This window comes from Tardiphaga sp. vice304, from assembly GCF_007018905.1.
Classification (GTDB): Bacteria; Pseudomonadota; Alphaproteobacteria; order Rhizobiales; family Xanthobacteraceae; genus Tardiphaga.
Window position 1 is genome coordinate 5,613,159 of sequence record NZ_CP041402.1, and the last position, 23,999, is coordinate 5,637,157.

Sequence of the window (23,999 nt, forward strand, 5' to 3'; positions counted from 1 at the left end):
TACGTGTTCTGCTACGTGAGTCAAACCGGATGTAAAACGCGGAATGGCGCAAGAACTACCAATTATTGAGAAAACAAGAAGTTCAGATGAATAGGGCGTTCAGAAGATGTTCACTTGACAGATTCTAAGACCCGCCATGAAATATTTAGCGAGAGGTTGGGCATATGTCTATTGATCCGATGGCAGCGACGATCGACTGGCTTGACGCCTATCGAGCAGGTGACCTTCGTACGATCCTCAGCTTGTACGCCGAAGACGCTACGATCGAGTGCCGCTGCAATGGGGGTGCTACCATATCGGGTCATACTGCCTTGCGCGCTTACTGGCGGGACCGTTTGCTACAATATCCGGCATCCGACCTTGATAACTTGAGACCGACAAATAATGGCGCGGCTATTGCCTATTCGAGCAATGGGGGCGTGTACCGCTGCGACCTCGAATTTAATGCGACCGGCCTGATTGATTTCCATAGCGGCGGCCCAGATTGACAAAAGTTCCGCACTAACATCGGGCTGTTAGCTTCGGTATCAAATCCGCTGAATGCTCGGTTGCAGATCCCAGCCAGCAAGTGGGCTTTTCTATTTTAAAAGCAACTTTCTGCATACGGACCACCCTAACCGTTCCGATGCCCCTAAGCCGTAGAGTTTTGATACCCCCCCCCGAGAGGCAAGCTTGATGAGGAATGCGAGCGATCGCCAAGGGCGCAAGCTCCGCGTCGGGCACGCGCAATATGATCAGCGCTACAAATACTAGTAGATTGCCACGTTAGAGACGGATGGCTTTGCACATTGAGCTTTTATTTCTTACTGCGTGAGCAGCCTAACCGGTACGACGCCTCTATTGGCACCGTGATCACCGCTATGCTCGCTGATGGGCTTTCTGGATTGAGGTCAGACTTTCTTTGGATGAAACACCCTAACCGGTCCGATGCCCTTACCCCTCAGAGTGTTGACGCGCCTCACCCCCGAGAGACAGGCTCGCCCGCTTCAATCAGCCGAACCGGTCCGACGCCCCTGTTGGCACCCACGCCGTGCGCCGTCATTCGCCCGTCGTCGGCCGTCAGATCTGGAGCGGTGGCATGGCGGGCGCGTGGTGCAGCCGCGCGACTGCCGCAGTCTTTCTGGCTGACAACTATGGCTTCTTGCGCGGCGCCGGCGATGCTTATTTGCGCTCGGACGACCACGGAAACGCGATGAAATTCTCCCGGCTGTCGAAGCAGATATTGCCGTACATGCGGAGGTAACTGTCGCGACGCGCCGGCTCATTGTAGACCGCGGCGGGATCGGTGAGATCGGCTTCGTATCCGGCGATGTTATCCAGCCGCAATGCTTTCGGCAGAATATCCATGGCCTGTGGAATGCTCTTGCCGTCGAGCCAGTCCGCCGCGTGCTGGCCCATGGCATAGCTGAAGACCGGCGCGGCCAGGCTGACACTGGTCTTGTAGGGGCCCCCTGCCTTGATCTCGCTGACCGCGGCGGGTTCGCCGTCGATGCCGCCGAGGAATTGATCCGGCCGTGTCTTGCCGGCCTCGCGCAATGCGGCGAGCGCGCCCAGCACAACCGTATCGGCGCCGAGGACCACGTCGATATCGGGTTCCGCGATCAGGATCGTGCGCATCATCGCCGCGCCGCCGGCTTCATCCACCGTCAGCGGCGAGATATCGGCCACGATGGTGACACCCGGCATGTCCTTGAGGGAATCCCGCATCGCTGCAAACCGCGGCGCGAGAAACTGAAGGCTGTCGTGGGTGAGCAGAACAACCTTCGCCTTGCCCTTGAGGCGAGTCCTGATGTAGCTGCCGGCTTCGTCGCCCAGCACCTTGCCGGTGAGATATTGCGGAGCGTTGAGGATCGAGGTCGCCGGCGGCGGCACCACGGCGCCGACATAGGCGCCGGACCAGATCATCTGCCGGAGCACCGGGCCGATGGACGGCGGATCGACCGGCGCGATGACCATCGCCCCCACCTTGGAATCCAGCATGGCCTGGACCTGCGCCACCATTTTTGCCGGATCGTTGTCGGCCTGGGCGACGCGGTACGTCAGCCCGCGGTCTTTGGCTGCCAGCGCCAGCCCCTGGGATACGCCCTGCATGAACTTCCGTTCGTTGTCCTGGGCGAAGGCCAGCACCCTTTCGAGCCCGGGCGGACGGCTGCAGGCGGGCGCCTTCGGATCGAACGGCTGCAGCACGACGGGACGTGTCAGGCCTGGCGGCCCCTGCTGCGCCGACACGGCACATGGCAGCAGCAGGCCGCACAGGATCGCCGCTGCAGCGCCCCTTGCCCGACCATGGACTAATCCCAACGCGGCCATCAATACTTGTCGGCTCATCACGCGAGATCCGTGGGGCAAGCGAACGCCAGTCTGGCGCCGCAACCGGGATGACGAGGGAAGTATTCGACTTCAGCGCCGATCGTGCGCGCCATGGCGGTGACGATCCGGGTGCCCAGACCGGATCCTTTCGCAGGCGCGTCGACGCTGCGGCCGACGCCGTCGTCCTCGACCACCAGTTCTGCAGCGGTGCTGGACAGTCGTTTAAGCCGAACCCGCACTTCGCCGGCGCGATCCGGATAGGCGTATTTGAAGGCGTTGGCCACCAGTTCGATCACGATGACTCCGAGGTTCACACTGGTATCCGGCTTCAGTTTCAGGGCCTCGAGGTCGGTCCGGATCGAGGCGCCATGACCTTCATTGCGCATGGCCTCTTCGACATTGCGGAGCAGGCTCGACAGGTAATCGTCGAAATCGACGAAGCGCGCATCGCCTGAACTGTAGAGGCTCTTGTGAACCGATGCGATGGCATCGATGCGTCCCTGGGTCTCCCTCAGGGCATCCTTGGCGACGCGGTCTTCGATATTGCGGGACTGCAGGCTGACAAGGGCGGACACCATGGTCAGGCTGTTGGCGATGCGATGATTGACCTCCGCCAGCAGCACTTCCGCCTTGTCGCGCGCATCCACCAGATCGGCGGTCCGGTCGCGCACGCGTTGTTCGAGGGTCGCATTGAGCTGCTGCACCTGGTCGCGGGTCTGCGCCACCTCGCGGGTGTAGCGATAGATCGTCAGGATGACGCCGCCGACGCCGCCCATGATGATCAGTCCGCCGACGATCGACACCAGGCGTAGCCAAGTGGCGTTGGAGCGCTGCTGCGTCAGCCCCCTGGTTAGCCGCTCATCGGTGGTACGGATGATGCTGGACAGGAAGACGTTGGCTTCGTCCATCAGCGCCTTGCCGCGGTTGCTGCCGAACGCCGCCAGTGCGTCGGATTCGCGAAATTCGCGCTTCGCCGCGATGGTCTGGTCCATATCCGCGATCTTGTCGGCGACCAGCCGGGTCAGCCTGTCGAGCAGGCGGGCCGTGGCAGGAAACGGCTGCAGCGCGGATTTCAGGCGCGCCAGCTGGGTGTCGACCAGCGCCTTGGCGCTGTCATAGGGGGCCAGGTATATCTCGTTGCTACTGACGAGATAGCCGCGCTGGCTGGATTCCGCGACCTGCATAGCGGCCCTCAGCTCGACGGCCGCGATCCGGGTGTTTTGCGCACTGGTGGCATCTTCGGCGTAGACCTGCGCTTTTTCGCCCAGCCAGACCGTCGTCGAAATGATGCCAGTAAGGGCAAGCAAGCCGACCGTGAGCAAAACGATGGTCAGGTTGATGACGAGGCGACTTGAAATCGGCATACGACGGAGAAGCCTTATCGGATGAAGTGCCTGACATTACGCATGCTAAACCTATCTGAGTTCGAAACTTCCTGCGAGTCTGATGGCTTGGAGCGTAGTCCCCTGAGGGCCTGACGTACTGCCCGAGCGCATTGGCGAATAATACGGCCGGGCCTGACCAGCAGGGGGACTTGGAATCAACTTGGACTGGCTAGAACCAGCTTAGCGCTTCGATTGACCTTTATAAGGTGATTGGGCGCTGCGCTCAGCTGGTGGCCCCATTTGGCAGCAATGAGCAACGGGCGCGGCAAGACGGGCAAGTCATCCGATTTCGACCCCATTTCAAGAAATGGGCGCCGTTATAGCAGGCGATCCACGTCTTCATCAACCACTGGTTTACGGACATCGGCGGCACTTACCAATGCGACACATGTTTTGCCAATGGGGCTGCGTGCCAGTCAGCTTCCGCGTTATCCGCAACTCCCACCCGTTTGGATCGGGCGCTCAGTCTGGGGTTCGACAGCCAACCAGGCGCCAGCGTCGAACAGCCGTTTGAGGCCGTCGAAACCGTCCGGGCGGACAATTAAGATAGATGTCAGCGCACTGGTCCTGACGATCGCTGCATTGGGAGAAGCCGCGGCAAGGAATATCTGCTGCGAGGTTCACCACGGCGGAAAGGCGACAGCGACGACATCGGCGCCGGGACGAACCTGCAAGGACAGTGAGGCCATGACCACCCAGCTCGCAAGCAACAGGACGACGGCATGAAGCCAAGCCGGCCATCTGCTAGCTAGCGCAATTGCAGTATTAGACCCCATTGATCCTGGTTAGCGGGACATAGCTAAAGTTATGTAAACAGCGCTTCGGCCTGACCAACCGACGGCACCATACCCATGTACGCTACCTTACTACGCTGACTGGCGGCGTGAGGCTCCGCAAAAGGAAAAGTCTCTCTAACTTACGCTACGGATCAGGATGGGCTGATCCAGCAACGGCACATCGGGCAGCGCCATCAACGCAGGCTTTGTGAAATGATAGCCCTGAAACAGCGAAATGCCGGCAGCGCGCAGCACGGTGAGCTCGGCGGCGCTCTCAACACCCTAGGCGAGCACGATGATGTCGAGTTCGCGCGCAATCCCGACAATGCCGGCGACGATCGCCTGCTTGGCGCGGCTGAGATGGATGTTGCGCAGCAGTTCCATGTCGATCTTGATCAGGTCGGTCTGCAGCCGCGCTAGCAGGCCGAGGCCGGCATGGCCGGCGCCGAAGTCGTCCAGCGCCGTCATGAAGCCGAATTTCCTATACGCCTCAACGATCCTCTGCACATGCGCTACGTCGGTCATCCTCTCGTTCTCGGTGAACTCGAACATCAGGTTTTGGTGCGGAAAGTCGACCCGCTTGGCCGCGGCCAGCGACTTCTGAATACACGCCGCAGGCTCGTAGACGGCGTTCGGCATGAAATTGATAGACAGCCGCAAATGCGGCTGCTTGAACAAGGCGCCGGCGGTCTCGATCGCCAGTACGCGGGCAGCTTGGTCGAAGCGGTACCGAATTTCTTCGGTAACCTGATCGAGCACCGAGAAGGCGGACTCGCCGTTCGGGCCACGCACAAGCGCCTCATAGCCCCACACGCGTTTGGCCTTGAGGTCGACGATCGGCTGAAAAGCCATCTTGAATTAGAAAGGGAGCGCGACTTCTTCACCGCATCCTGCGCACTTGCCACCCATGTCCACTCGCCTGCCAATTTCTGATACTTGCAAAACAGCAGTTAGAGTAATGGCGAACAGCTAAAAAACCGGTAAATGGGCTACAATCGATATCGGACAGCCGTCAGCAAGGACGCCCAACATGCTCTCTGTTATGGCCAATCGCACCTACCGTCATCTGTTCGCAGCGCAGGTCATCGCGCTGATCGGCACCGGCATGATGACGGTGTCGCTTGGCCTTCTGGCCTTCAAGATCGCCGGCGACAAGGCAGGTGCCGTGCTCGGGACCGCGCTTGCCATCAAGATGATCGCCTATGTCGGCGTGGCGCCCGTCGTCGGCGGCTTCGCCAATCTGCTGCCGCGCCGGGCCTTCCTGGTCTCGATGGACCTCACGCGCGCCGCGGTGGCGCTGGTGCTGCCGTTCGTCGATCAGGTCTGGCAGGTGTACCTACTGATTTTCGTGCTGCAGTCGGCCTCTGCGGCGTTCACGCCAACCTTCCAGGCGACCATTCCGGACGTGCTTCCGGACGAGGCCCAGTACACCCGGGCGCTTTCGCTGTCCCGGCTGGCCTACGACATGGAGAGCCTGGTCAGCCCGATCCTGGCCGCGGCGCTGCTCACGGTGATCACCTTCCACCTGTTGTTCTTCGGAACGGTGATCGGCTTCTTCTGCTCGGCGGCCCTGGTGCTGTCGGTAACCATTCCTCAGCCCCAGGCGTCGGAGCGCAAGCGAGGCATATACGACAACACCACGCGCGGGATCCGCATCTACCTCGCTACGCCCCGCCTGCGCGGCCTGCTGGCGCTCAACCTGTCCGTCGCCGCAGCGGGCGCCATGGTGATCGTCAACACCGTCGTGCTGGTCCGCGGGATGCTGCACAGATCGGACACCGACGTGGCCATCGCTCTGGCATGTTTCGGCGGCGGTTCTATGGTGGCAGCACTTTCGCTGCCGAGATTGCTCGACCGGGTGCCGGATCGCCCGGTCATGCTTTCGGCGGCAGGGCTGCTCGCAGCGGCGCTTCTGTGTTTCGGCCTGCTGGTATCGACGTCTGTGGCCACGGAGTGGGTCTGGCCGGGCCTGCTATCAACGTGGGCGGTGCTCGGCGTCGCTTATTCGGCCGTCATGACGCCGTCCGGACGCTTACTGCGGCGCTCGGCGCACGCAGCCGACCGGCCCGCTGTCTTTGCCGCGCAATTCGCCCTGTCGCACGCCTGCTGGCTGCTGACTTATCCGCTGGCCGGCTGGCTTGGCTCGGGGGCGGGATTGGTGCCGACCTTGCTTGTGCTCGCAGCGGTCGCGCTCTCCGGCGTTTTACTAGCCCGAACGGTGTGGCTCGCGTCGGACAACGATGTGGTCCCGCACCGCCATCCCGATCTGCCTTCGAACCATCCTCACGTGCACGGCGAACACGCGGGACATGCCCACGCGTTTGTGATCGACGACCTGCATCATCGTTGGCCCTAATGACAGCAGGCCCGACTTGATACGATCACGCGTTGGGCGACATTCAATTACCTAGTAGAAAGAGGCGAGGCTGATTCGTACATCAGTTGTTATGGAACGCATTCCGGGGGCAAATGAAGCGTCTGGCAGAGTCAGATGCTCTGAGCGTGCGACTTTCTCTATTGAACTTTGAACTTATTCTGTGGGGACCACCCTAACCGGTCCGATGCCCCTAGGCCGTAGAGATTTGATACCCCCCCCCCAAGAGCAAGCTCTGCCAGGACGGGGACTATTCCTCCCTGCGTGAGCAGCCTAACCAGTCCGATGCCGCTATTGCCACCTTGATAACCGGTGTGCGCGCTGATGGGCTTTCTGGATTGAGGTCAGCCTTTTCCTGGATGAAACACCCTAACCGGTCCGACGCCCCTAACCCTGTGAGTTTTCACCCCCCCCCCTTCATCTCGGAGCGGCCACCAAAAGGCCCTAGGCCATGAAACCATAAATCCGCCAGGCTGATGCCGCGCCAGAGTCCGCTCTGCATCGATAGTCGACGTGCTGCTGCGCAGCAGCACCACGGCGTGCCAATAGCGGAAGAGATTGATCTTAGGTCACTTGGCGGTTCGCAGGTACTTGGTAGCGCTATGAAGGTGGCCGATTGTTCCATCAGTCGAGACCGTGGTGTTCTTGATGGTTCCGAGGGCCTTAGGCATTCCTTCCCTTCGACAACTCTGCTATTGTGCCCGACGTCACTAGTCGATCGCGCCCCTCATGCTTCGCAACATACAGTGCTCGATCTGCTGCCTCGACCAGCCATGAGCTTGACGCTTTGGCGTCTTGGACGAAAGCTATTGCGCCTCCGATGCTCACGGTCACTTTTTGGGATGGGAGGTTCGCCTGATGATCGATGCCAAGGACGGCAAGAGAGTCCCTGATCTTGCTTCCCATCAGTTCGCATCCGGCGCGATCGGTATCGGGCAAAAGCAGAATAAACTCTTCTCCGCCGTATCTTGCCGCTACGTCGGCGGGTCGTCGAGCCGCTGCGGCCAGCGCCTGCGCAACAGACTTCAGGCAAACGTCACCAGCCTGATGTCCGTATCGATCATTGTATTTCTTGAAATGATCGACGTCGATCATTAGCAGTGACAATGGAGTGCCATCCCGTCGCGCCCTTGCCCATTCCCTCTCCAGTTGTTCGTCGAAATGTCGGCGATTGGCTATTCCGGTTAGGCCATCTAAGGTCGCAAGCGAAGACAGCTTCTGCTCAAGGTCTTTATGCTCCGTCATATCGCGCGATATCGCGACGACGCCGTTGATGGCTCCCGTTTCATACTCCCTGGTGACGCGCATGGTGGATTCGATCCATACCTCCGCTTTCTCCCGATGACGGCTGCGATACACGATCCGGGCGTCTTCTTCTTCGCCCCGCTTCAAGGCTGCCACCAGCGCCTTTACCCTCGGGAGATCTTCCGCGTTCACGCCCGCCAGCGCCGGCGTCCCCATTAGCTGTTCCGGTGGCCAGCCCACCACCCGGCTCGATGACGGCGAAACATATTGAATGCGCTCATCCATTCCGATGCGAGTGACCATGTCGCTGGATTCCTCAGCGAGCAAGCGAAAGTCCGCCTCTTTGGCTACAAGTTCAGCGGCCATTCGTTGACGCACCTGCAATTGCCGAACGAAAAAGACGCCAATGACGGCAATTATGAGCAGCAGTGCGAGGACGAATGTCATTCGCACGGCGGCATCCTTGCGCCACGGGGCCAGCACCTCATCCTGTGCTTTGGTAGCTAGGATCAGAAGGGGAAAATGCTCGCTCGTCCTGTAGAAACTCAGCCGTTGGACTCCATCCAGGGGCGATGTGAAATAATACGCGCCCGACGCTGGACGCGCGGCACGATCCTTAAAAAACGGTGTGTTCGACAAATCCCGTCCGACATAAGTTCCATCATCGGGGCTGCGCGCGAGCATGATGCCATCGGCACTGAGGAGAGAAACCGCGCCCTTCTTTCCGAGATCAAATCTATCAAAGAATTTCACGAAGTATGCGACGTCAACGGTGGCCAACACGACGCCCGCAAAGGAGCCGTCTGGATGGTTGAAACGCTTTGAGGCGGTAATGATCCATTGTCCGCCGGAACGACTTTTTACAGGCCGGCCGATCAGCAAACCGCGATCGTCTGATTCAGCGTGACGGCGAAAATATTCCCGATCGCTGTTGTTCAGACCGTTCAGGCTCACCGGTTCGGTCGTTGCGAGCCAACGTCCGGTCTCGTCGTAGACGAACAGGCCGCGGATACGGCCCAGTTTTGGTCTGCGCATATCGATGAAGGTCTGAAGCCGCGTGATGGCTTCGCGGCCATTGCCGTCGACTTCAAGTCGATGGACGACGCCATTGAGAACCGTGTCGGCCAGTTCGAATGTATCGGCGGCGTGTTGCGCGAGCGACTGCGCAAGGTTTGCCATGTCGATTTCTGTATTCTTTAGCTCAGCGTTCCTCGTGGACCATTCCCGCCAGCTACTCATAGCGAAGATCGCAACGCAAATGAGCGTTAGGAAGACTGCAGCCCAAATCGGCAATTGTAGGGCAGCGTCTTCTCGGCGGACGAAACTCATCGGGCCACAAATCTCTTCGAGGGGGATGCAGATAGGCATCACCTTTCCATTAACGTGTTAATTAGCTGTAAAATCTGTAATCTTGTTAGTAGGACGACATAGAATCTGAGGACGCCCACAGGTGAAACTCGGGAATTCAAAAGGCTGACACCTTCAAACTACGGACCCGGGTGTCGTTCGCCAGCGCCTCCGTTCCCTATCTGTCCGCTACCGGTCAAAAGCTGAATTTCTCGGAAGCCATTAATTCAGGTCCGCTATGGGTCAAATGGCGACCTCAGTCTTAGCCCCGGCATGTCTGTACTGCCCCTAAGAGCGGACATATCCATGACTGACCGCTTCGCGCCAGAAGCGGTCCATGGCCGAAGGCGTATCCGAAACGCGAGGTGGCTTTTGTATTATTTCCGTTGAATGCTCGGGTGCGGATTACGCCCAGCAAGTGGGCTTTTCAGATTAAAAAAACAACTTTTTGCGTGTAGACCACCCTAACCGGTCCCATGCCCCTTCCCCTCAGAGTTTTGATACCCCCCCTCCGTCGCTGAGCGAGGTACTGGCGATCATACAGTTCAGCCGGGTATCCCTTAATACCTTCTTCACGCTAACTCCCTAACTGTTGTGGGATATTAGCGGTGCAGCAAAAAAATTATTTCGGGGGGTCGAGGGGCAACATGCAGACACTCACGTCCATTTCAGCACGTATGGTCCTCGCAATCACGCTAGTGGCGGCTGGTGCCTGCGGCGTCGTTGCTGCCTTCAGCTCATGGCAACAACAGGCCATCGTCGATGTCGCGCTGAACCGGGAATCGCAGAACGACTACGCCAACTTGACCGCCGCGCTCAACGCTGACACACGGGCCGCGCTTGCCGTCGCGGACGCGCTGGCGTCGATGCCGCAGCTCAAGGATGTGGTGCGCGCCAGGGACCGGGCCGGCACGCTCGCATTACTCAAGGAAGCCATGCAGCGGATCACGCCGAGCGGCCTAGAACTGATCACCATCCAAATTCCGCCGGCTGTCGCCTTTGCGCGCGCCCACAATGTCACCGCCTTCGACGACGACTTGTCGGCGCGACGCAAGATGGTTGTGCAAGTGATGAATACCGGGAAGGCCGTCGGCGGCATCGAGGCCGGGCGCGATGTGCTAAACATTTTTGGCACCAGTCCGATGCGCGACGGCAATACTGTGGTCGGCACGGTCGATATTGGCGCGCCGTTCGGTAAGACATTCGTCGACAGCATGAAGAGCCGCTTCAAGTTGGACGTCGCGATCCATCAGCTCGACGGGCAGTCCACCAAGACGCTCGCCACAACGCTGACCGGTGCGACCGCTGACAGTTCCGCCATCCGCCGCGCCATGGGCGGTGAGACAGTGATCCAGTTCGGCGAAACCAACGGGCGTCCCTCGGCCACCACTTTCGGGGTCATCAGGAACTTCTCGGATCAGCCGGTTGCGGTGTTCGAGATCGTGCGCGATGTAACCGCCTACGCGGCGCTGACGCGCAGCGCGCTGACTTGGCTGGTCATCGCTTCTGTGTGCGTGCTGCTGCTGGCGGCGGGCATCGCGACCTTTGTCGGTCGCGGCATGGCGAAACCGATCCGCACGCTGGAAGCGGCGATGCGCGCCATAGCTGCCGGCAACCATGCGGTGGCGATTCCCGGCGCCGGCCGCAAGGACGAGATCGGCTCCATGGCCGGCGCCGTGGCAATCTTCAAGGAAGGCCTGATCGAGACGGATCAATTGCGCGCGGCGCAGGAGCAGCAGCGCGAACGCAGCCAGTTGGAGCGCCGCGATAGTATGAATGCGCTGGCGGCGAGGTTCGAGTCCGGTGTCGGCGGCGTGGTTGACGCCGTGGGATCCGCGGCCGGCGAACTCCGCAGCACCGCGCAGTCCATGGCCGCCACCGCCTCCGACGCCACCCGCCAGACTGCCGCAGTCGCCGCCGCTTCTGAAGTTGCCACCCAAGGCGCGCAGGCCGTCGCCGCCGCGATCGAGGAGCTTAATGCCTCGATCAGCGAGATCGCCCAGCAGGTCAATGAATCCGCCCGCGTTGCAGGCGACGCCGTTAACCAGGCCAACGCCACTAATGCCGAAGTCCAGAGCCTCGCCGCCGCCGCGCAAAAGATCGGTGATGTGGTAAACTTGATCAGCGAGATTGCTGCGCAGACCAATTTGCTGGCGCTCAACGCCACCATCGAGGCGGCGCGTGCTGGCGAAGCCGGCCGCGGCTTTGCGATAGTCGCGTCCGAAGTGAAAGCACTGGCGACGCAGACGTCCAAGGCGACCGACGAAATATCGGCGCAGGTCAGCGCGATCCAGAACGCCACGCGGCAGTCGGTGGGGTCGATCCAGGGCATTACCGCGACCATCGGCAAGGTCAGCGAGATCGCCAGTGCGATTGCTGCCGCGGTCGAAGAACAAGGCGCGGCTACCCTGGAGATCGCCCGCAACGTCGCCGACGCCGCCCGCGGCACCGGCGAAGTTTCGGAAAACATCGTCGGGGTCAATGAAGCCGCTCGCGAAACCGGTGCCGCCGCTTCACGCGTCGTGGAATCCGCCGCGGACCTATCGCAGAGCGGCAAAGATTTGAAGACGCAGGTCGATGCATTTTTGCGGGAAGTAAGAGCGGCGTAGTACAAGGGCTAACACGATCTCAGCGTTAATCGCCCGGCCTACGCGCTTTCGCAAGATCAGCGAGCATCCTTTGAAGCCGCCGCCGAGCTCTCGTTCGCTTCCCGTTCATGTCGATCATTCCGATGCTCGCAAAACGGTGGACTGATCAAACAAGGGCAGACGGCTCTCGTCTGGCACTGAGATCCTGCTCGTGCTCGCCGGCCTAAATCCAAATTCTGATGCGATGCGCATCATGATTTCAGCCTGCCGATTTGCGATCGAGATCTAGGGCGATTGCATAGGGTAGCCGCTTTGACGCGCGAGCGTTTCGAAGCAGCGGTCGCTTGTATCGTCTGACTCTGTGGTTACGCGGTCATCCCATGCTTTGACAGCATCTATACAGGCGGCACGTTATGAGCAGTAGAGACGGTCGACGGCAAAACAACGGGAGTGGCTTTTTGTATTAATTCCGCCGAACTTTTCGCTGGCATCAGACGCGTTGACGGATCGGGAGCAAGTGGGCTTTTAGTTGTTAAAAACCGACTTTTTGCGTGTGGACCACCCTAACCGGTCCGATGCCACTAACCTTCAGAGTTTTGACCACCCCCCCTCTCGGGCTGGAGTGAATGCAGCCTCGAAGGCCAAGGGCTTCCGCTCCCATAAGAAAAACCTGTCAAACGTTTTTACCGGTTTCTACGGCTGCTCCCGTCAGCGTCGCCAGGTGAGGTCTCGCGCCTTGCCGCGTCACGCACGGATGGCTTGGCGCCATGATCACCGGCGTGCTCGCTGATGGGCTTTCTGGATTGAGGTCAGACTTTTTCTGGATGAAACACCCTAACCGGTCCGATGCCCCTGCCCTCTAGAGTTTTGGCCACCCCCCCTCTCTGGCTGGAGTGGATGGAATATCGGAGGCTCGCGACTTCCGCCCCCATGTGAGCAACCTGTAAAACGTTTTTACCGGTTGCTACAGCTGCTTCCGTTAGCATCGATATTGGCGGTCTCGCGCCTTGCTGCTGAACGCACGGATGGCTTTGTGCATTGTTTCCTTCCCATGCGAAGCACCCTAACCAGTCCAAAGCCCCTATTGGCACCATGATCACCGGTGTGCTCCCTGATGGGCTTTCTGGATTGAGGTCAGACTTTCTCTGGATAAAACACCCTAACCGGTCCGACTCCCCAACCATCCAGACTTTCGCCTTATCCAGCTTATATCTTGGAAATCCCAGGTTTTGCGGCAAAGGCAGCGACGCGCTCAATCGAGGGATCTATGGTGCTCCACGCATTGATCAGTGGCTTTTCATAATCACGCATAACTCTCTCCGCGTAAAAAGGTGTGGGAGCCATCAGCGTGACTGTACCATCCGCGACGCCAGCGATCGTAAGCTTGGCGATCCAGCTTCTGAAGATATCATCGCCAAGCCACTTTCTTAAACTTGCAAGAACGACGTCAGGCATCGGCCCCCCAAAGGGATATCAAGGGAATTCAAGGGAAGATGTAGCGCGTCAATCTGGATGGGAAGCGCGACAATCAGGATGGCAATTTAGCGGTCGCGGCGTGGGGATGATTGTCGCGGCCTGACGATAACGCAAGCGATAATCGCGTGCTGTAGAGTTGATTGTCGTGGAGCGACAATCAGGATGACGCTTTGATTGTCGCGCGCGTTGGCGGTCGTCCGGCTCCACGAGCCTTGTCGAGAGCCTCTTTCCGGCGATAGCTGTCGACATTCATTTCGAGGATCGTGGCGTGATGGACGAGGCGGTCGATCGCCGCGAGGGTCATAGCTTGATCCGGGAAGATTTTTCCCCATTCACCGAATGGCTGATTGGCGGTGATCAGCATCGAGCGGCGTTCGTAGCGAGCGCTGATCAACTCGAACAGAACGCTGGTCTCCGCTTGATCCTTGGTCACATAGGCCAGATCGTCGAGGATCAGCAGGTGATATTTGTCGAGTTTGGCGATCGCCGCTTCAAGCGTGAGATCGCGGCGCGCGATCTGGAGCTTTTGCACGAGATCGGTGGTTCTGGTGAACAACACGCGCCAACCGTTTTCGATCAGGGACATGCCGAGCGCCGCTGCCAGATGCGATTTGCCGCCGCCAGGGGGACCAAAACACAACAGATTGGCGCCCTTGTCGAGCCAGGCGTCACCGGCGGCGAGAGCCTGCACCTGCGCCTTTGAGATCATCGGCACGGCATCGAAGTCGAATGCAGCGAGGGTCTTGCCCGGCGGCAGGCGGGCTTCATCCAGATGACGCTCGAAGCGACGACGGTTTCGCTCCACCATCTCCTGTTCAGCCAGGGCCGCCAGGAAGCGGGCGGCGGGCCAGCCTTCCTTATCGGCGGTTTCCGCCAGGGCGGCCCAGATCAGCTTGATGCCGGGCAGACGCAGTTCGCTGAGCAGCAATTCGACACGGGCGGCGTCGATCTTGACGGTCGCGTTCATGCGGCTTCTCCCACAGCCGCGGCAATCTGGTCGTAGATAGCGAGCGAGGGCAGCGTGACGACGACGACCGGTAGTGCCATGCCCTTCGGTCGGAAGCGTTCGATCAGCGCCTTGAGATCCGGCAGGATGCCGTCGTCGAGCGTGGCTTGCAGCACGGCACCGAGCTCCGCCTCGCAGGCCCGTTCATGTGCGAGCGCCAGAAGCCCGACCATGGCACGGCAGGCTGGTCTTTCGCCAATGCCGGCGAGCAAGGCGTCGAACGCACGGGCGTAGACGCGGCGGGGGAACAACTGGTCGCGATAGACCAGATTGAGCAGCGCCATCGGTTTGCGGCGCAGCGAATGGATGACATGGCGATAGTCGATGACGTGGCCGTGTTTGCCGTTGGGCTGGGTTCGCCCGCGTCGCAAGGTGATGATGTGCGTGGCGCCCTGGAAGCATTCGAGCCGGTCGTCATAAAGACGTACGCGCAGCCGGTGACCGATCAGGCGGGATGGGACCGAGTAAAACACCTTGCGCAACGTGAAGGCGCTGGAGGTCGTGACGTCGACGTTGACCTCCTCATAATCGGCGGTCTTGCGCACCGGCAGTTTCTTCAGCGCCGTCCGCTCCTGATCGATACGCTTGGCATTGCGCGCGTTGCCGCGGCCAACGATCTCGTCGACAAAACCCCGCCAGGCCGCAAGATCGTCGAAGTCGCGTGAGGCACGCAGCAGCAGGGCATCGGCCAGCGCTCTCTTGAGATGGCCATGCGCACTTTCGATCGAGCCGTTCTCATGCGATACGCCGGGATTGTTGCGGGTCGGCGTCATGCCGTAATGGCCGCAGAACGCCTCATAGCGCGTCGTCAAATCCTCCTTGGCATCGGCTCCGAGATTGCGGAACGCGGCCGACAGGCTGTCGCTGCGGTGCTGCTCCGGAACCCCGCCCAGCGACCACAGCGCGTTCTGCAAGCCTTCCGCCAGCGCGACAAAGCTTTCGCCACCGAGCACGACATGGGCGTGTTCGAAGCCGGAGAAAGGCAGCCGGAAGTGATAGAGCCGGCAGTCCAGCAACTGGCCCGCAATGGTGACGCCGAGATCGGCGACCTCGGTGAAGTCCGACAACCCCATGCGACCCGGCGGATGTTCCTGACGGAAGATCACCTCCCGATCCGGCCCGTTCACCGCCCGCCATGCCCGAATGCGCCGCTCGAGCGTCCGCCGCGTTCCAGAACCCAGTTCCGGATGCCGCCGGCATAGTTCCTCGAACACGGCGATCGGCCGCAATCCGGGGGCGGCCCTCAGTATCGGCAGAACTTCGTTCTCCCAAACGTCGATGAACGGATCGGCTCGACGGCGTGCGCGGCGCGCCTTCTTCTGGGTCGGAAGTCGGGGATCCTTCTCGTATCGGTAGGCGGCGGAGGTGCTGAAACCAGCCTTTGCAGCGGCGACGGCTGGCGAATGGTTGCGACGCAAGCTCATGAAAAGCCTCATTTGTTGATCGGTGACATGCCGGCCGGCCAAAGCACTGGTCCTCTCGAAGGAGAAGCCGATGCTTTACCAGCCGCCGTTACCGCCAATGAGGCCCCTTCGGGCCGACACGCCGCTGCTGGGGTGCCTCCGGTCGGGCTACGCCCTCCCTTCGTCACCCCAGCAGCGGCGCATTCTCATCCTGATTGTCGCGGGATTCTCATCCTGATTGTCGCGCTACAGGAAGAATTGGTGCGAATGGCGGTTCGCCTTTATCGGGGTCTCCGTTCGCTTTTTTTACTGTGCAGGTTCGCCTTTTTCTAGCCAAAGGCGAATCCACGTTCGCCTTTGGGTTTTGAAAAAGCGAACTGGCATTCGCCCTATCAACCTCAATCACGTAGCCATGCGTGTAGCTGCCGCCTTCCTTTATTAGCACAGAGATATACTCAGACGCGGCCAGGCGTCCCGCGCTGAGCTGGACAGCCCGTCGCGTTACGTTCAAAGCTTCAGCAATTACTTGTTGCTTACGGCGAGCGATGCCAGTTTCGCGATCCGATGCGCTCGCGAGGTAATAGAAAAGGCGAAAGTCGAGGTGGGTCAAGCGCTCGTCAATGGCGGCTTCATCAAGCATTGCGAGCTTCAAAGCGGTAAACGTCTTGAGTGCGCTCCGAGCTGCCGGAATTACCTCACCCATTGCAGCCATCGCGATCGGCGTCTTCAAGCGATGCGATTGACATTAAACTCAGTATGAATCGCGCTTGTGCTGCCGGACTGGTGGCGGCCCAAACAGCACGCAGTTCGCGTAATTCGTCCTTCTGAATGGAGGCACGGCGCATACCGTCTTTGATTCGCTGACGAACAGCCGGGTCGGCCATCCGAGCTTTTGTCGCCTCGCTCACTTTCGCTCGCTTTTCAGCATCATCCCAGCGAGCGAGATTGGCTGCACGGATCTTGGCGCGCGTCTCCGCGCTGTGCTTCCGCCTCCCAGACTCAGTCATAGCGATGCTCGGGACAGCTCAACCCGTCGAAAGCGGGGCTCCGTGGGAGCGTCTTCAATCTCCGAGGTGCTGCTCATGGCCGGCGCCCGTCTGAGCCACCGCAAGTGTTGGCGCTGATCCAGGTGAGCAGATCCTGCCGCCGGTAGCGTACCGCCCGCCCCACCTGAACGAAGGCAGGACCGGCCAATCGTGTTCGCCATGATTGGAGGGTTCGAACTGAGAGGCTCAGAAGCTCAGCCGCGTCCTGCTCCTTGAGCAGCCTATCCAGGTCTTGTGGGGGTCGCTCTGTAGACATGTCATCACCGCATCAAGTTCGATGCAGCAAGACTGACTAAGATGACGCACTGAAAAATAGCCTATGCGAATTCGCAGTGAAGCGAATCGAATTAGTTCGCTTTAGGCTTAGGCCCTGGCCGGGTCCACAATGCCCGCTCTTTATCGGGCAATTTGGCAAGTGCCTCATCCCGGCAGAGGCTAAACTGGCGCTTCCCGATCTTGCCCGGCCACTTTGTCTTCGCCATATCCCATAAAGCTGGATTGGACATTGGTAGACAATTTTTGTCAGATGTCATCGATATAAGCCAATCGAGGCATTCTCGGCGAGCTTTGCCCTTGGTTTCGGTCTGCCTTTGGGTCTTAGAGTAGCGATTGTCATCCGTGGGCAAGGATGCCAATGGCGTCGAGAAATCCCGCCGATCTGCCGTTTCAAGCCAGACTCCACTCCAAATATTTACGGGCCGATTGTTCAGCATCTCACAAATGTTGCTGTTCTGAACATCTAGGACCAGATCTTTCCGTCGCCACTGAGCGGCGCTGACATTTACCTCAGCTCCTGTTGTAGCGAATGTTCCAATTGCGACGAGTTCCCCACACGACAAGCCGCTGACAAGCTGGTCGATGCGCTCGACAATCGACTTTGCCGCTACTCTCTCCAGCTCCGTTGGCTGAGGCAGTGGCTCGCCCAAAACGAAGAGTAAGCGGTGCACGAAGACTGCCGCGAGCTCGTTCTCACTTCTGTGCAAAGGCCACAAAAAGTTCACGGTTGGGCCGGGCGCCTGCCCTTCGCGGAAAATGGAAGAATATTGCGGCCGCGCCTCCAATAGCCGCGCGCTCACCTCGGCGATCGACTCATCTTGCAGGACATACCGCAGAAATGCGTCGCGCAGCATGAGGCCCCTCAGATTATCGAGCGCTTTTCCAGATGCTGAAACCACGTGCTCCATCAAGTACTCCCCGTGCGCGAATCACTGATCGGCAGATCAAAGATTAAGCCATCGGTGACGTCGCGTTGCGCTGATCCGCTGTTTATACATCTCGCAACTACGCTCAGGTCCCATGCGCTGCGCCGCTCTACCGTTTCATATGAAACTGTTGGACCGATGCGTGCCTGTACGCCGATCAACGTTGTATGACGACAGATCGCCACGACGGACTGACCGAAATCGCCGCCCTTTTAGCGGCAGCTCTTTTGCGTCTTCAGGACCGGAAGTCCAGTCGGATTTCAGCCGAAAATCGAGATAATCCGCTCGACTTCGAGCCCGGATCGCTCGGTCATGTCCATCGCAAATGCGAGGATATCGGCACGTGAATGACACCGTTTTGAGCCAATTGGCGGCCCTAAAGGGCGCATCCGCCGCGGATTTGAGGGCCAAATGGCGGGAGCTGTTTGACAGCGAACCACCCCAGTATAACCGGCTTTTCCTGGAGAGCCGGCTGGCCTATCGGATCCAGGAGCTGGCCTACGGCGGCCTGGCCCGCGAGACGGTCGACCGCCTCCGCGCCATGGCCAGGCAATACGACGCCAAGAGCGTCGCCGAGCGGAAAGCCCGCCCGGTAAATCGGCCGATCGCCGGCACGCAGTTGATCCGGGAGTGGCAGGGCATTTCGCACTGCGTGACGGTCCGGACCGACGACTTCGAATATCTCGGCCGTCCATACAAGTCGCTGTCGTCAGTGGCCCAGGAGATCACCGGCACCAAGTGGAACGGCTGGGTCTTCTTCGGCCTCAAGAATCACCAGGTGAAATCATGAGCGTCCGCCGCAGCAAGTCGGTCGAGCCCAAATCTGCAACGGCCGCTGCCGATGGAGGTCAGAAGTCCACGCATCGTGGTGATGCCCCGTCCCCGGTCCGCAAAATGCGGTGCGCGGTCTACACCCGCAAATCCAGCGAGGAGGGCCTCGACATGGAGTTTAACTCGCTGGAGGCCCAGCGAGAGGCCTGCGAGGCGTTCATCGTCAGCCAGCGCGCCAAAGGCTGGGCGCTCGTGCCCGACCGTTATGACGACGGGGGCATTTCCGGGGGAACTCTGGAGCGACCTGCGCTGAAGCGGCTGCTCGCCTATATCGAGGCCGGCAAACTGGACATCATCCTTGTCTACAAGATCGACCGGCTTTCCCGGTCGATGCTGGATTTTCTCAATTTGGTTGAGACTTTCGACGCGCGCAACGTCACCTTCGTGTCCATCACCCAGTCGTTCGACACCCGCAGCCCAATGGGCCGGCTGGTGCTCAACGTGATGCTGTCCTTCGGTCAATTCGAACGCGAGGTCACCGGCGAGCGGATCCGGGACAAGGTCGCGGCTTCCCGTAAGAAGGGCATGTGGATGGGCGGTTGGACGCCGCTTGGCTATGAAGTCCATGGTCGCAAGCTCATTATCCATGATGCCGACGCTGAGACGGTGCGAGGCATCTTCAAGCGGTTCCTGATCCTGAAGTCCGCGACCTTGCTGGCCAGAGAGCTGGTGGCGAAGGGGGCGACGAACCGGTACGGCCACCTCCTGGATAAAGGCGTGCTGTACAAGCTGCTGAGCAACCGCGTTTACGTTGGCGAGGCCGTTCACAAGGGCACGTCCTACCCCGGCGAGCACCAGGCCATCATCGACCGCAAGCTCTGGGACCAGGTCCACGCCCTCATGAAAGACAGCCCCCGAAGGCGGGCTGCCGGCGCCAGGGCACAGACCCCGGCGATCCTGAAAGGGCTGCTGTTTGGACCTGACGGCGCGGCGATGTCGCCCACCCACACCCGGAAAAACGGTCGGCTCTACCGCTATTACATCAGCCAAAGCGTCCTGAAGCGGGGGACGGATGCCTGCCCAGTCCGCCAGGTCCCGGCCGCGGAGATCGAGCGGATCGTGATTGAGCAAATTCGGTCGCTGCTGCTCGCACCAGAGGTCATCGTCGCCACCTGGCGCGCGGCGCAGAAAGCCGGCACGTCACTCGACGAGAACGATGTCCGAAGTGCGCTCGTGGAATTCGAGCCTCTGTGGGCTGAACTCTTCCCAGCCGAACAGGCCCGCATTATCGAGCTGCTGGTCGAGCGGGTCGACATCAGCCCGACCGGCATTGACCTCCGCCTGCGGGTCGATGGCCTGACCTCGCTTTGCAACGATCTCCGCGGTGCCACTGCCCCGCAGAAAGAGGCCGCATGACAGCTCAGCAGAACCTGATTGTCGGCAAATCCCGCCGCCCGACGCTGAGCCGAGACGGCCGAACGATCTCGGTTCACATTCCCATCACGCTGCGCCACCAAGCAGGCCGCAAGCAGGTCGTGACACCGCCCGATGCGGCGCCTTGGATCCCGCGGGCCGCTCGTATCGACAGCACCTTGGTCAAAGCGGTCGTTCGCGCCCATCGGTGGCGGGACATGCTGGAGTCCGGCCGGCACGCCACCGTCCGAGATTTGGCGAAAGCAGAAGGCATCAACGAGTCGTATCTCAGCCGGATATTACGGCTCACGCTGCTGGCACCAGCGCTAATCCAGTCGATCCTCGAAGGACAGCAGTCCGATGGTCTCGAACTTAATGGGCTGCTTGGACCCCTTCCGCTCGATTGGGCGCGGCAGCAAGAGCAGCTGATCGCGAAATAGGGAGGATCGCCCAATCCCTCCTGGGCTCGTCCGCGCCCCCACCTGATTTCTTGCCAACCGAGTGCGGTACTCGTGCGGTATCCTCGTGACGCGTTAGGGGAATGCGCAACGCCCGTGCGGCTTTCTCGACAACGTCGACGGAGGCCGTCGGCGCCAGCGATCCCGCCAGACCGGCGGTCGAAGACTGATAAAGCCGTCGGTAATCGCCGGCGGGGCAGCATAACCAAAGCTAGTCCCGCGGGCGATTAAGGCCGACTACGTCGACCAAGCCGATCGCACCGGTGACGTCGATCGATACGGCTGCGATGCCGGCAGCCTGCATGTAGCGTTCGACAAGGGCTTCTTGTTGCGTCGGCATAAAACTGAGAAAACGATAATGTGCCGTTGCAGGTCAATCTCTGTGGTTTGGGCCACCCAACGCTGTCCGCAGGAATTTTAGCGATCGCGGCCCGATGTCCTGCATGCTGAGAATATTCTGATCCGATGTTTCGCGGACCTCGCCTACCGTCGCGAAGCCATTTCGTTGGAGCGCGTTTAGAATGCGCGCCGGTAGTTCAAGGTCGACAATCAGCGTGTGGTCAGGCAGGTCCGGCTTGGGAGTAGAATTCACCGTTACTACCCCGCGCTGATCTAAAATTACGCTGGTTGAACCAAGGCGCAACCATCCTTGATCGCTGCCGCATAGACTGCTTTCAGATCTGGCGCCGCTAGAATGGCTTCCGCAGCGTTGAAGGTGAAGTCTTCCTTCCACGTCGCGAGGTCGGCTGCCGACGACATCGCCGCCGCGACGGTGACGTATGCGACACGGCCAGCAACGCCGTTCGAAAGTGTTTCGACAAATTTGCGCAGTTTGGTCGGCGTGTGGCCTTCCCTCGCAAGTCTTTCCGCCTTCAGCCGGTCGCGATTAGCGAAAGCCGCCATCTTTTCATCACTCTCTCCGGTCGCCGGCTTAGCTGGGGTTTTGAAGAGCGCTTCGGCTTGCTTGCGGGCTGATCCGCCGGCGGGTGTTTTCTGCTGGGTCATATCTGATCTCGAACATATTCTGAAAAAGGTAGGGTAAGGCGCGTTGGTCAACGACAGGTGAAATTCAGCTAGCGAGGTCGCGCAATCGGCCGGGGCCGAGGCAGTGGTATTGGCGGTGGAAGGCTTGGAGGCTGGTCATCTTGGATGCGAAGGGTCAGCGCTCGCCGCAGCGCTTCCGCAGCAATTTCATCAGGCACGCTCAAACGACTAGTGTCAGCCTTAGGAGACGCAATAACCGCTGCACGTGTTTCAGTCTTTGAACTCGTCGACGCTGGTGGGGGCGCCTGAGTGAGACCTCATGGCCCTAGAAAATAAACGGCAACATAACCGAGACCGGCGACGCCGGCGATGAGAACCACGGCGATTATCATAGTGTAAACTTGTGCGCGTACATGATCCAGCAATACCAATAATTGGTCATGCTGCCTTTCGACATGGTCAGCGTCGTCCGGCTGCTCCAATTGATGCGCTCGCTAGTTGCCGCTCCATGCCCCGAATCTAGGCCATCACTTAGGCTTTTTGCGGTCGACGCGGACGCTGCGGAACTCGGACGGCCCTTTTAACCGGCGTCGCTTTCGAGTTTTCCGGCCTTCGATTGGTGCGTTCTAGTCGGTTAGCCGATCGATCTGCACCGCTGCAAGTTCGGACGATTTCGGGGATGCAGCGGATTTCTTGGGGCGGCCGTTGGTGGCGCCTGCCAAGCCCATTTCAACAAGGCGGCGAATGGCTTCTGATCGGCCCGGGCTGTCGGACTGTTGCGCCGCCCAAACCTCAATTGCAGCAACGGTTGTTTCCGACCAACGTGTGCCGATTTGAACGCCTTGACCGGCGGCAGGTCTACCCCGTCCTTTTTTGGTACCATTTTTAATTACGGCCTTCATTTTATTATGGTACCGGAAAAACAAACCGAGAGGAAGCTGGAACTTCCTGCCGGCCCTAACCTGCAACGATGAGGTCTAGTCATGACGAAAGTTGCGCGTACTCATAGCACGATCGCGCTTGTCTTTGGGCGCCTCCCATCTGCCACCGTTAATCCTGAGCGATACCTAGACCCTCACCTAAAAGCGTAATCAATGATCAGATGCTCCAAACCTGCGACATGGCCATTGGCGTTTTTACACGAGGCTCAACGAGTGATATCTCAGCCGCGTGTTGCGCTTGACACTATTGGCGCCAGCGATAATCCAATCGATCCTTGAAGGGCAGCAGTCCGCTGGTCTCGAACTTAACGGGCTGCTTGGACCCCTTCCGCTCGATTGGGCGCGGCAGCAAGAGCAGTTGACCCCGAAATAGGGTCCGTCGTCCCATCTATCATGGGCTCGTCCGTCCCTTCATCTGATTCCCTGCCAACCGAGTGCGGTACTCGTGCAATACCGCACTCGGTTAGGAAGATCGCTGGCAAACTGTTGCTGCCGAGCACTCCACGCCATCGGGTGTTATGAATGCCACAAGCTAGCCAGCACACGCATAGCAACGCGTGCATGATTGCTCATTGGCGCCACGGTGATCCTGCAAGAGCAGGTGGCACCCCCGCGCGCTTTTGCAGAACCATCGCCGCCGCTTCCTTGACTGGAGGTGGCGGCGGTTTGCGTTTGGGGCCTCAGCTCTCGCTCAAAAGCGATGATGTGCAGCACGGCCGATTGCCCGGATGGATGGCTGTCGGTAAAATCTAGTTTGCAGATGCGCAAGAAGATCACTTCGTGGAGATTTTCACGCTTCGTTAACTATCCTGACCCAGTGTCTCGCAAGCTGACAGATTGTAGCGCAAGGACTGGCTATGAAACTTAACTTTTTCAATTTCGCTGCGGCCGCAGCATTGCTTCTAATGCCCGGGCTCGCAAGAGCGGATGATCGCGCCGGGGCAGCTATCGCAGGCGCGGTCATTGGTGCGATCGTGGCTTCCTCGATGCCCGTTGAGCAACGAGAGCCTGCTCGTGAATACATCTACCGGGATCGTGAACGTCCACGGTCCTACGAATATTATGGCGATCTGTCGCCCGGGCAACGTTTTGGATATGGCCCGCATGGATCGCGAGAATTACCGCGTCAGTACGGAGTTGAAGGATACCACTACGACGTCGTAAACCGCAGGGCCGTCGTATTTCAACCGCACACGCGTCGGATCATTCACGTATATGATGTGAACGACGAGGATTGACTTCAATGGCCCCTTAATCGGGCCATTTGTCTGCAT

The 23,999-nt window shown here is 59.6% G+C and carries 20 protein-coding genes and 1 pseudogene; 8 read left to right on the forward strand and 13 right to left on the reverse strand.

Annotation, left to right across the window (positions count from 1 at the left end):
• Positions 1-164: 164 nt before the first annotated feature.
• Entirely contained in the window at positions 165-488 is a 324-nt protein-coding gene (locus tag FNL56_RS26735; protein WP_143582479.1) for a nuclear transport factor 2 family protein, read from the forward strand.
• Between the two features lie 673 nt (positions 489-1,161).
• Here FNL56_RS26735 and FNL56_RS26740 read toward each other — a convergent pair.
• The 3 genes and pseudogenes from FNL56_RS26740 to FNL56_RS26755 form a co-directional block, all read right to left on the reverse strand.
• Entirely contained in the window at positions 1,162-2,328 is a 1,167-nt protein-coding gene (locus FNL56_RS26740; RefSeq protein WP_246660808.1) for a sugar ABC transporter substrate-binding protein, read from the reverse strand.
• The gene (locus FNL56_RS26745; protein ID WP_143582480.1) at positions 2,328-3,674 is read right to left on the reverse strand and encodes a sensor histidine kinase; all 1,347 of its coding nucleotides are present in this window, start codon (positions 3,672-3,674) and stop codon (positions 2,328-2,330) included. Before FNL56_RS26745 ends, FNL56_RS26740 begins: the two co-directional genes overlap by 1 nt.
• 932 nt (positions 3,675-4,606) lie before the next feature.
• Positions 4,607-5,323 (reverse strand): annotated as a pseudogene (locus FNL56_RS26755) (EAL domain-containing protein).
• Positions 5,324-5,501: 178 nt separating this feature from the next.
• Between FNL56_RS26755 and FNL56_RS26760 the strand changes: the two are divergent.
• Positions 5,502-6,827, forward strand: a complete 1,326-nt coding sequence (locus FNL56_RS26760; protein WP_143578454.1) for an MFS transporter — start codon at positions 5,502-5,504, stop codon at positions 6,825-6,827.
• Positions 6,828-7,508: 681 nt separating this feature from the next.
• Here FNL56_RS26760 and FNL56_RS26765 read toward each other — a convergent pair.
• A complete protein-coding gene (locus FNL56_RS26765) occupies positions 7,509-9,419 on the reverse strand; it encodes a diguanylate cyclase domain-containing protein (RefSeq protein ID WP_143582587.1) in 1,911 nt (636 codons plus the stop codon).
• Positions 9,420-10,084: 665 nt separating this feature from the next.
• Here FNL56_RS26765 and FNL56_RS26770 point away from each other — a divergent pair.
• Positions 10,085-12,046: a methyl-accepting chemotaxis protein gene (locus tag FNL56_RS26770; RefSeq protein ID WP_143579249.1), complete on the forward strand. Its 1,962-nt coding sequence runs from the start codon at positions 10,085-10,087 to the stop codon at positions 12,044-12,046.
• Positions 12,047-13,231: 1,185 nt separating this feature from the next.
• Here FNL56_RS26770 and FNL56_RS26780 read toward each other — a convergent pair.
• From FNL56_RS26780 to FNL56_RS26810, 6 genes are all read right to left on the reverse strand, one after another.
• A complete protein-coding gene (locus tag FNL56_RS26780; protein WP_143582481.1) occupies positions 13,232-13,480 on the reverse strand; it encodes a DnaA N-terminal domain-containing protein in 249 nt (82 codons plus the stop codon).
• Positions 13,481-13,658: 178 nt separating this feature from the next.
• Complete coding sequence (gene istB, locus FNL56_RS26785) at positions 13,659-14,468, reverse strand: IS21-like element helper ATPase IstB (protein ID WP_143581819.1); 810 nt, start codon at positions 14,466-14,468, stop codon at positions 13,659-13,661.
• The gene (gene istA, locus FNL56_RS26790) at positions 14,465-15,973 is read right to left on the reverse strand and encodes an IS21 family transposase (RefSeq protein WP_143581760.1); all 1,509 of its coding nucleotides are present in this window, start codon (positions 15,971-15,973) and stop codon (positions 14,465-14,467) included. The genes istB and istA overlap by 4 nt, the downstream gene beginning before the upstream one ends.
• A 166-nt stretch (positions 15,974-16,139) precedes the next feature.
• Positions 16,140-16,640, reverse strand: coding sequence for a hypothetical protein (locus FNL56_RS26795; protein ID WP_168204701.1), 501 nt, complete (start codon positions 16,638-16,640; stop codon positions 16,140-16,142).
• Positions 16,641-16,990: 350 nt separating this feature from the next.
• Positions 16,991-17,212, reverse strand: coding sequence for a helix-turn-helix transcriptional regulator (locus tag FNL56_RS26805; protein ID WP_143575822.1), 222 nt, complete (start codon positions 17,210-17,212; stop codon positions 16,991-16,993).
• 91 nt (positions 17,213-17,303) lie between these two features.
• Positions 17,304-18,140, reverse strand: coding sequence for a hypothetical protein (locus FNL56_RS26810; RefSeq protein ID WP_143575823.1), 837 nt, complete (start codon positions 18,138-18,140; stop codon positions 17,304-17,306).
• Positions 18,141-18,325: 185 nt separating this feature from the next.
• On the opposite strand from FNL56_RS26810, the gene FNL56_RS26815 reads away from it, so the two are divergent.
• The 4 genes from FNL56_RS26815 to FNL56_RS26830 are packed head-to-tail and all read left to right on the forward strand — an operon-like array spanning position 18,326 to position 20,782.
• The gene (locus FNL56_RS26815) at positions 18,326-18,505 is read left to right on the forward strand and encodes a hypothetical protein (RefSeq protein ID WP_143575824.1); all 180 of its coding nucleotides are present in this window, start codon (positions 18,326-18,328) and stop codon (positions 18,503-18,505) included.
• Entirely contained in the window at positions 18,502-18,948 is a 447-nt protein-coding gene (locus FNL56_RS26820) for a DUF2924 domain-containing protein (RefSeq protein ID WP_143575825.1), read from the forward strand. Before FNL56_RS26815 ends, FNL56_RS26820 begins: the two co-directional genes overlap by 4 nt.
• A complete protein-coding gene (locus FNL56_RS26825) occupies positions 18,945-20,345 on the forward strand; it encodes a recombinase family protein (protein ID WP_143578457.1) in 1,401 nt (466 codons plus the stop codon). Before FNL56_RS26820 ends, FNL56_RS26825 begins: the two co-directional genes overlap by 4 nt.
• Positions 20,342-20,782, forward strand: a complete 441-nt coding sequence (locus FNL56_RS26830; protein WP_143575827.1) for a hypothetical protein — start codon at positions 20,342-20,344, stop codon at positions 20,780-20,782. Before FNL56_RS26825 ends, FNL56_RS26830 begins: the two co-directional genes overlap by 4 nt.
• A 391-nt stretch (positions 20,783-21,173) precedes the next feature.
• Here FNL56_RS26830 and FNL56_RS28915 read toward each other — a convergent pair whose 3' ends face one another.
• From FNL56_RS28915 to FNL56_RS26840, 3 genes are all read right to left on the reverse strand, one after another.
• On the reverse strand, positions 21,174-21,533 hold the full coding sequence (locus FNL56_RS28915) for a DNA-directed RNA polymerase subunit alpha C-terminal domain-containing protein (protein ID WP_368039322.1): 360 nt from the start codon (positions 21,531-21,533) through the stop codon (positions 21,174-21,176).
• Entirely contained in the window at positions 21,419-21,805 is a 387-nt protein-coding gene (locus FNL56_RS27915) for a hypothetical protein (protein WP_168204626.1), read from the reverse strand. Before FNL56_RS27915 ends, FNL56_RS28915 begins: the two co-directional genes overlap by 115 nt.
• A 605-nt stretch (positions 21,806-22,410) precedes the next feature.
• A complete protein-coding gene (locus FNL56_RS26840) occupies positions 22,411-22,686 on the reverse strand; it encodes a hypothetical protein (RefSeq protein WP_246660810.1) in 276 nt (91 codons plus the stop codon).
• An 896-nt stretch (positions 22,687-23,582) separates the two neighbouring features.
• Here FNL56_RS26840 and FNL56_RS26845 point away from each other — a divergent pair.
• Positions 23,583-23,963 carry a hypothetical protein gene (locus tag FNL56_RS26845; RefSeq protein ID WP_143575828.1) on the forward strand — a complete coding sequence of 127 codons (381 nt, stop codon included), beginning with the start codon at positions 23,583-23,585 and terminating at the stop codon, positions 23,961-23,963.
• The last annotated feature ends 36 nt before the right edge of the window (positions 23,964-23,999 follow it).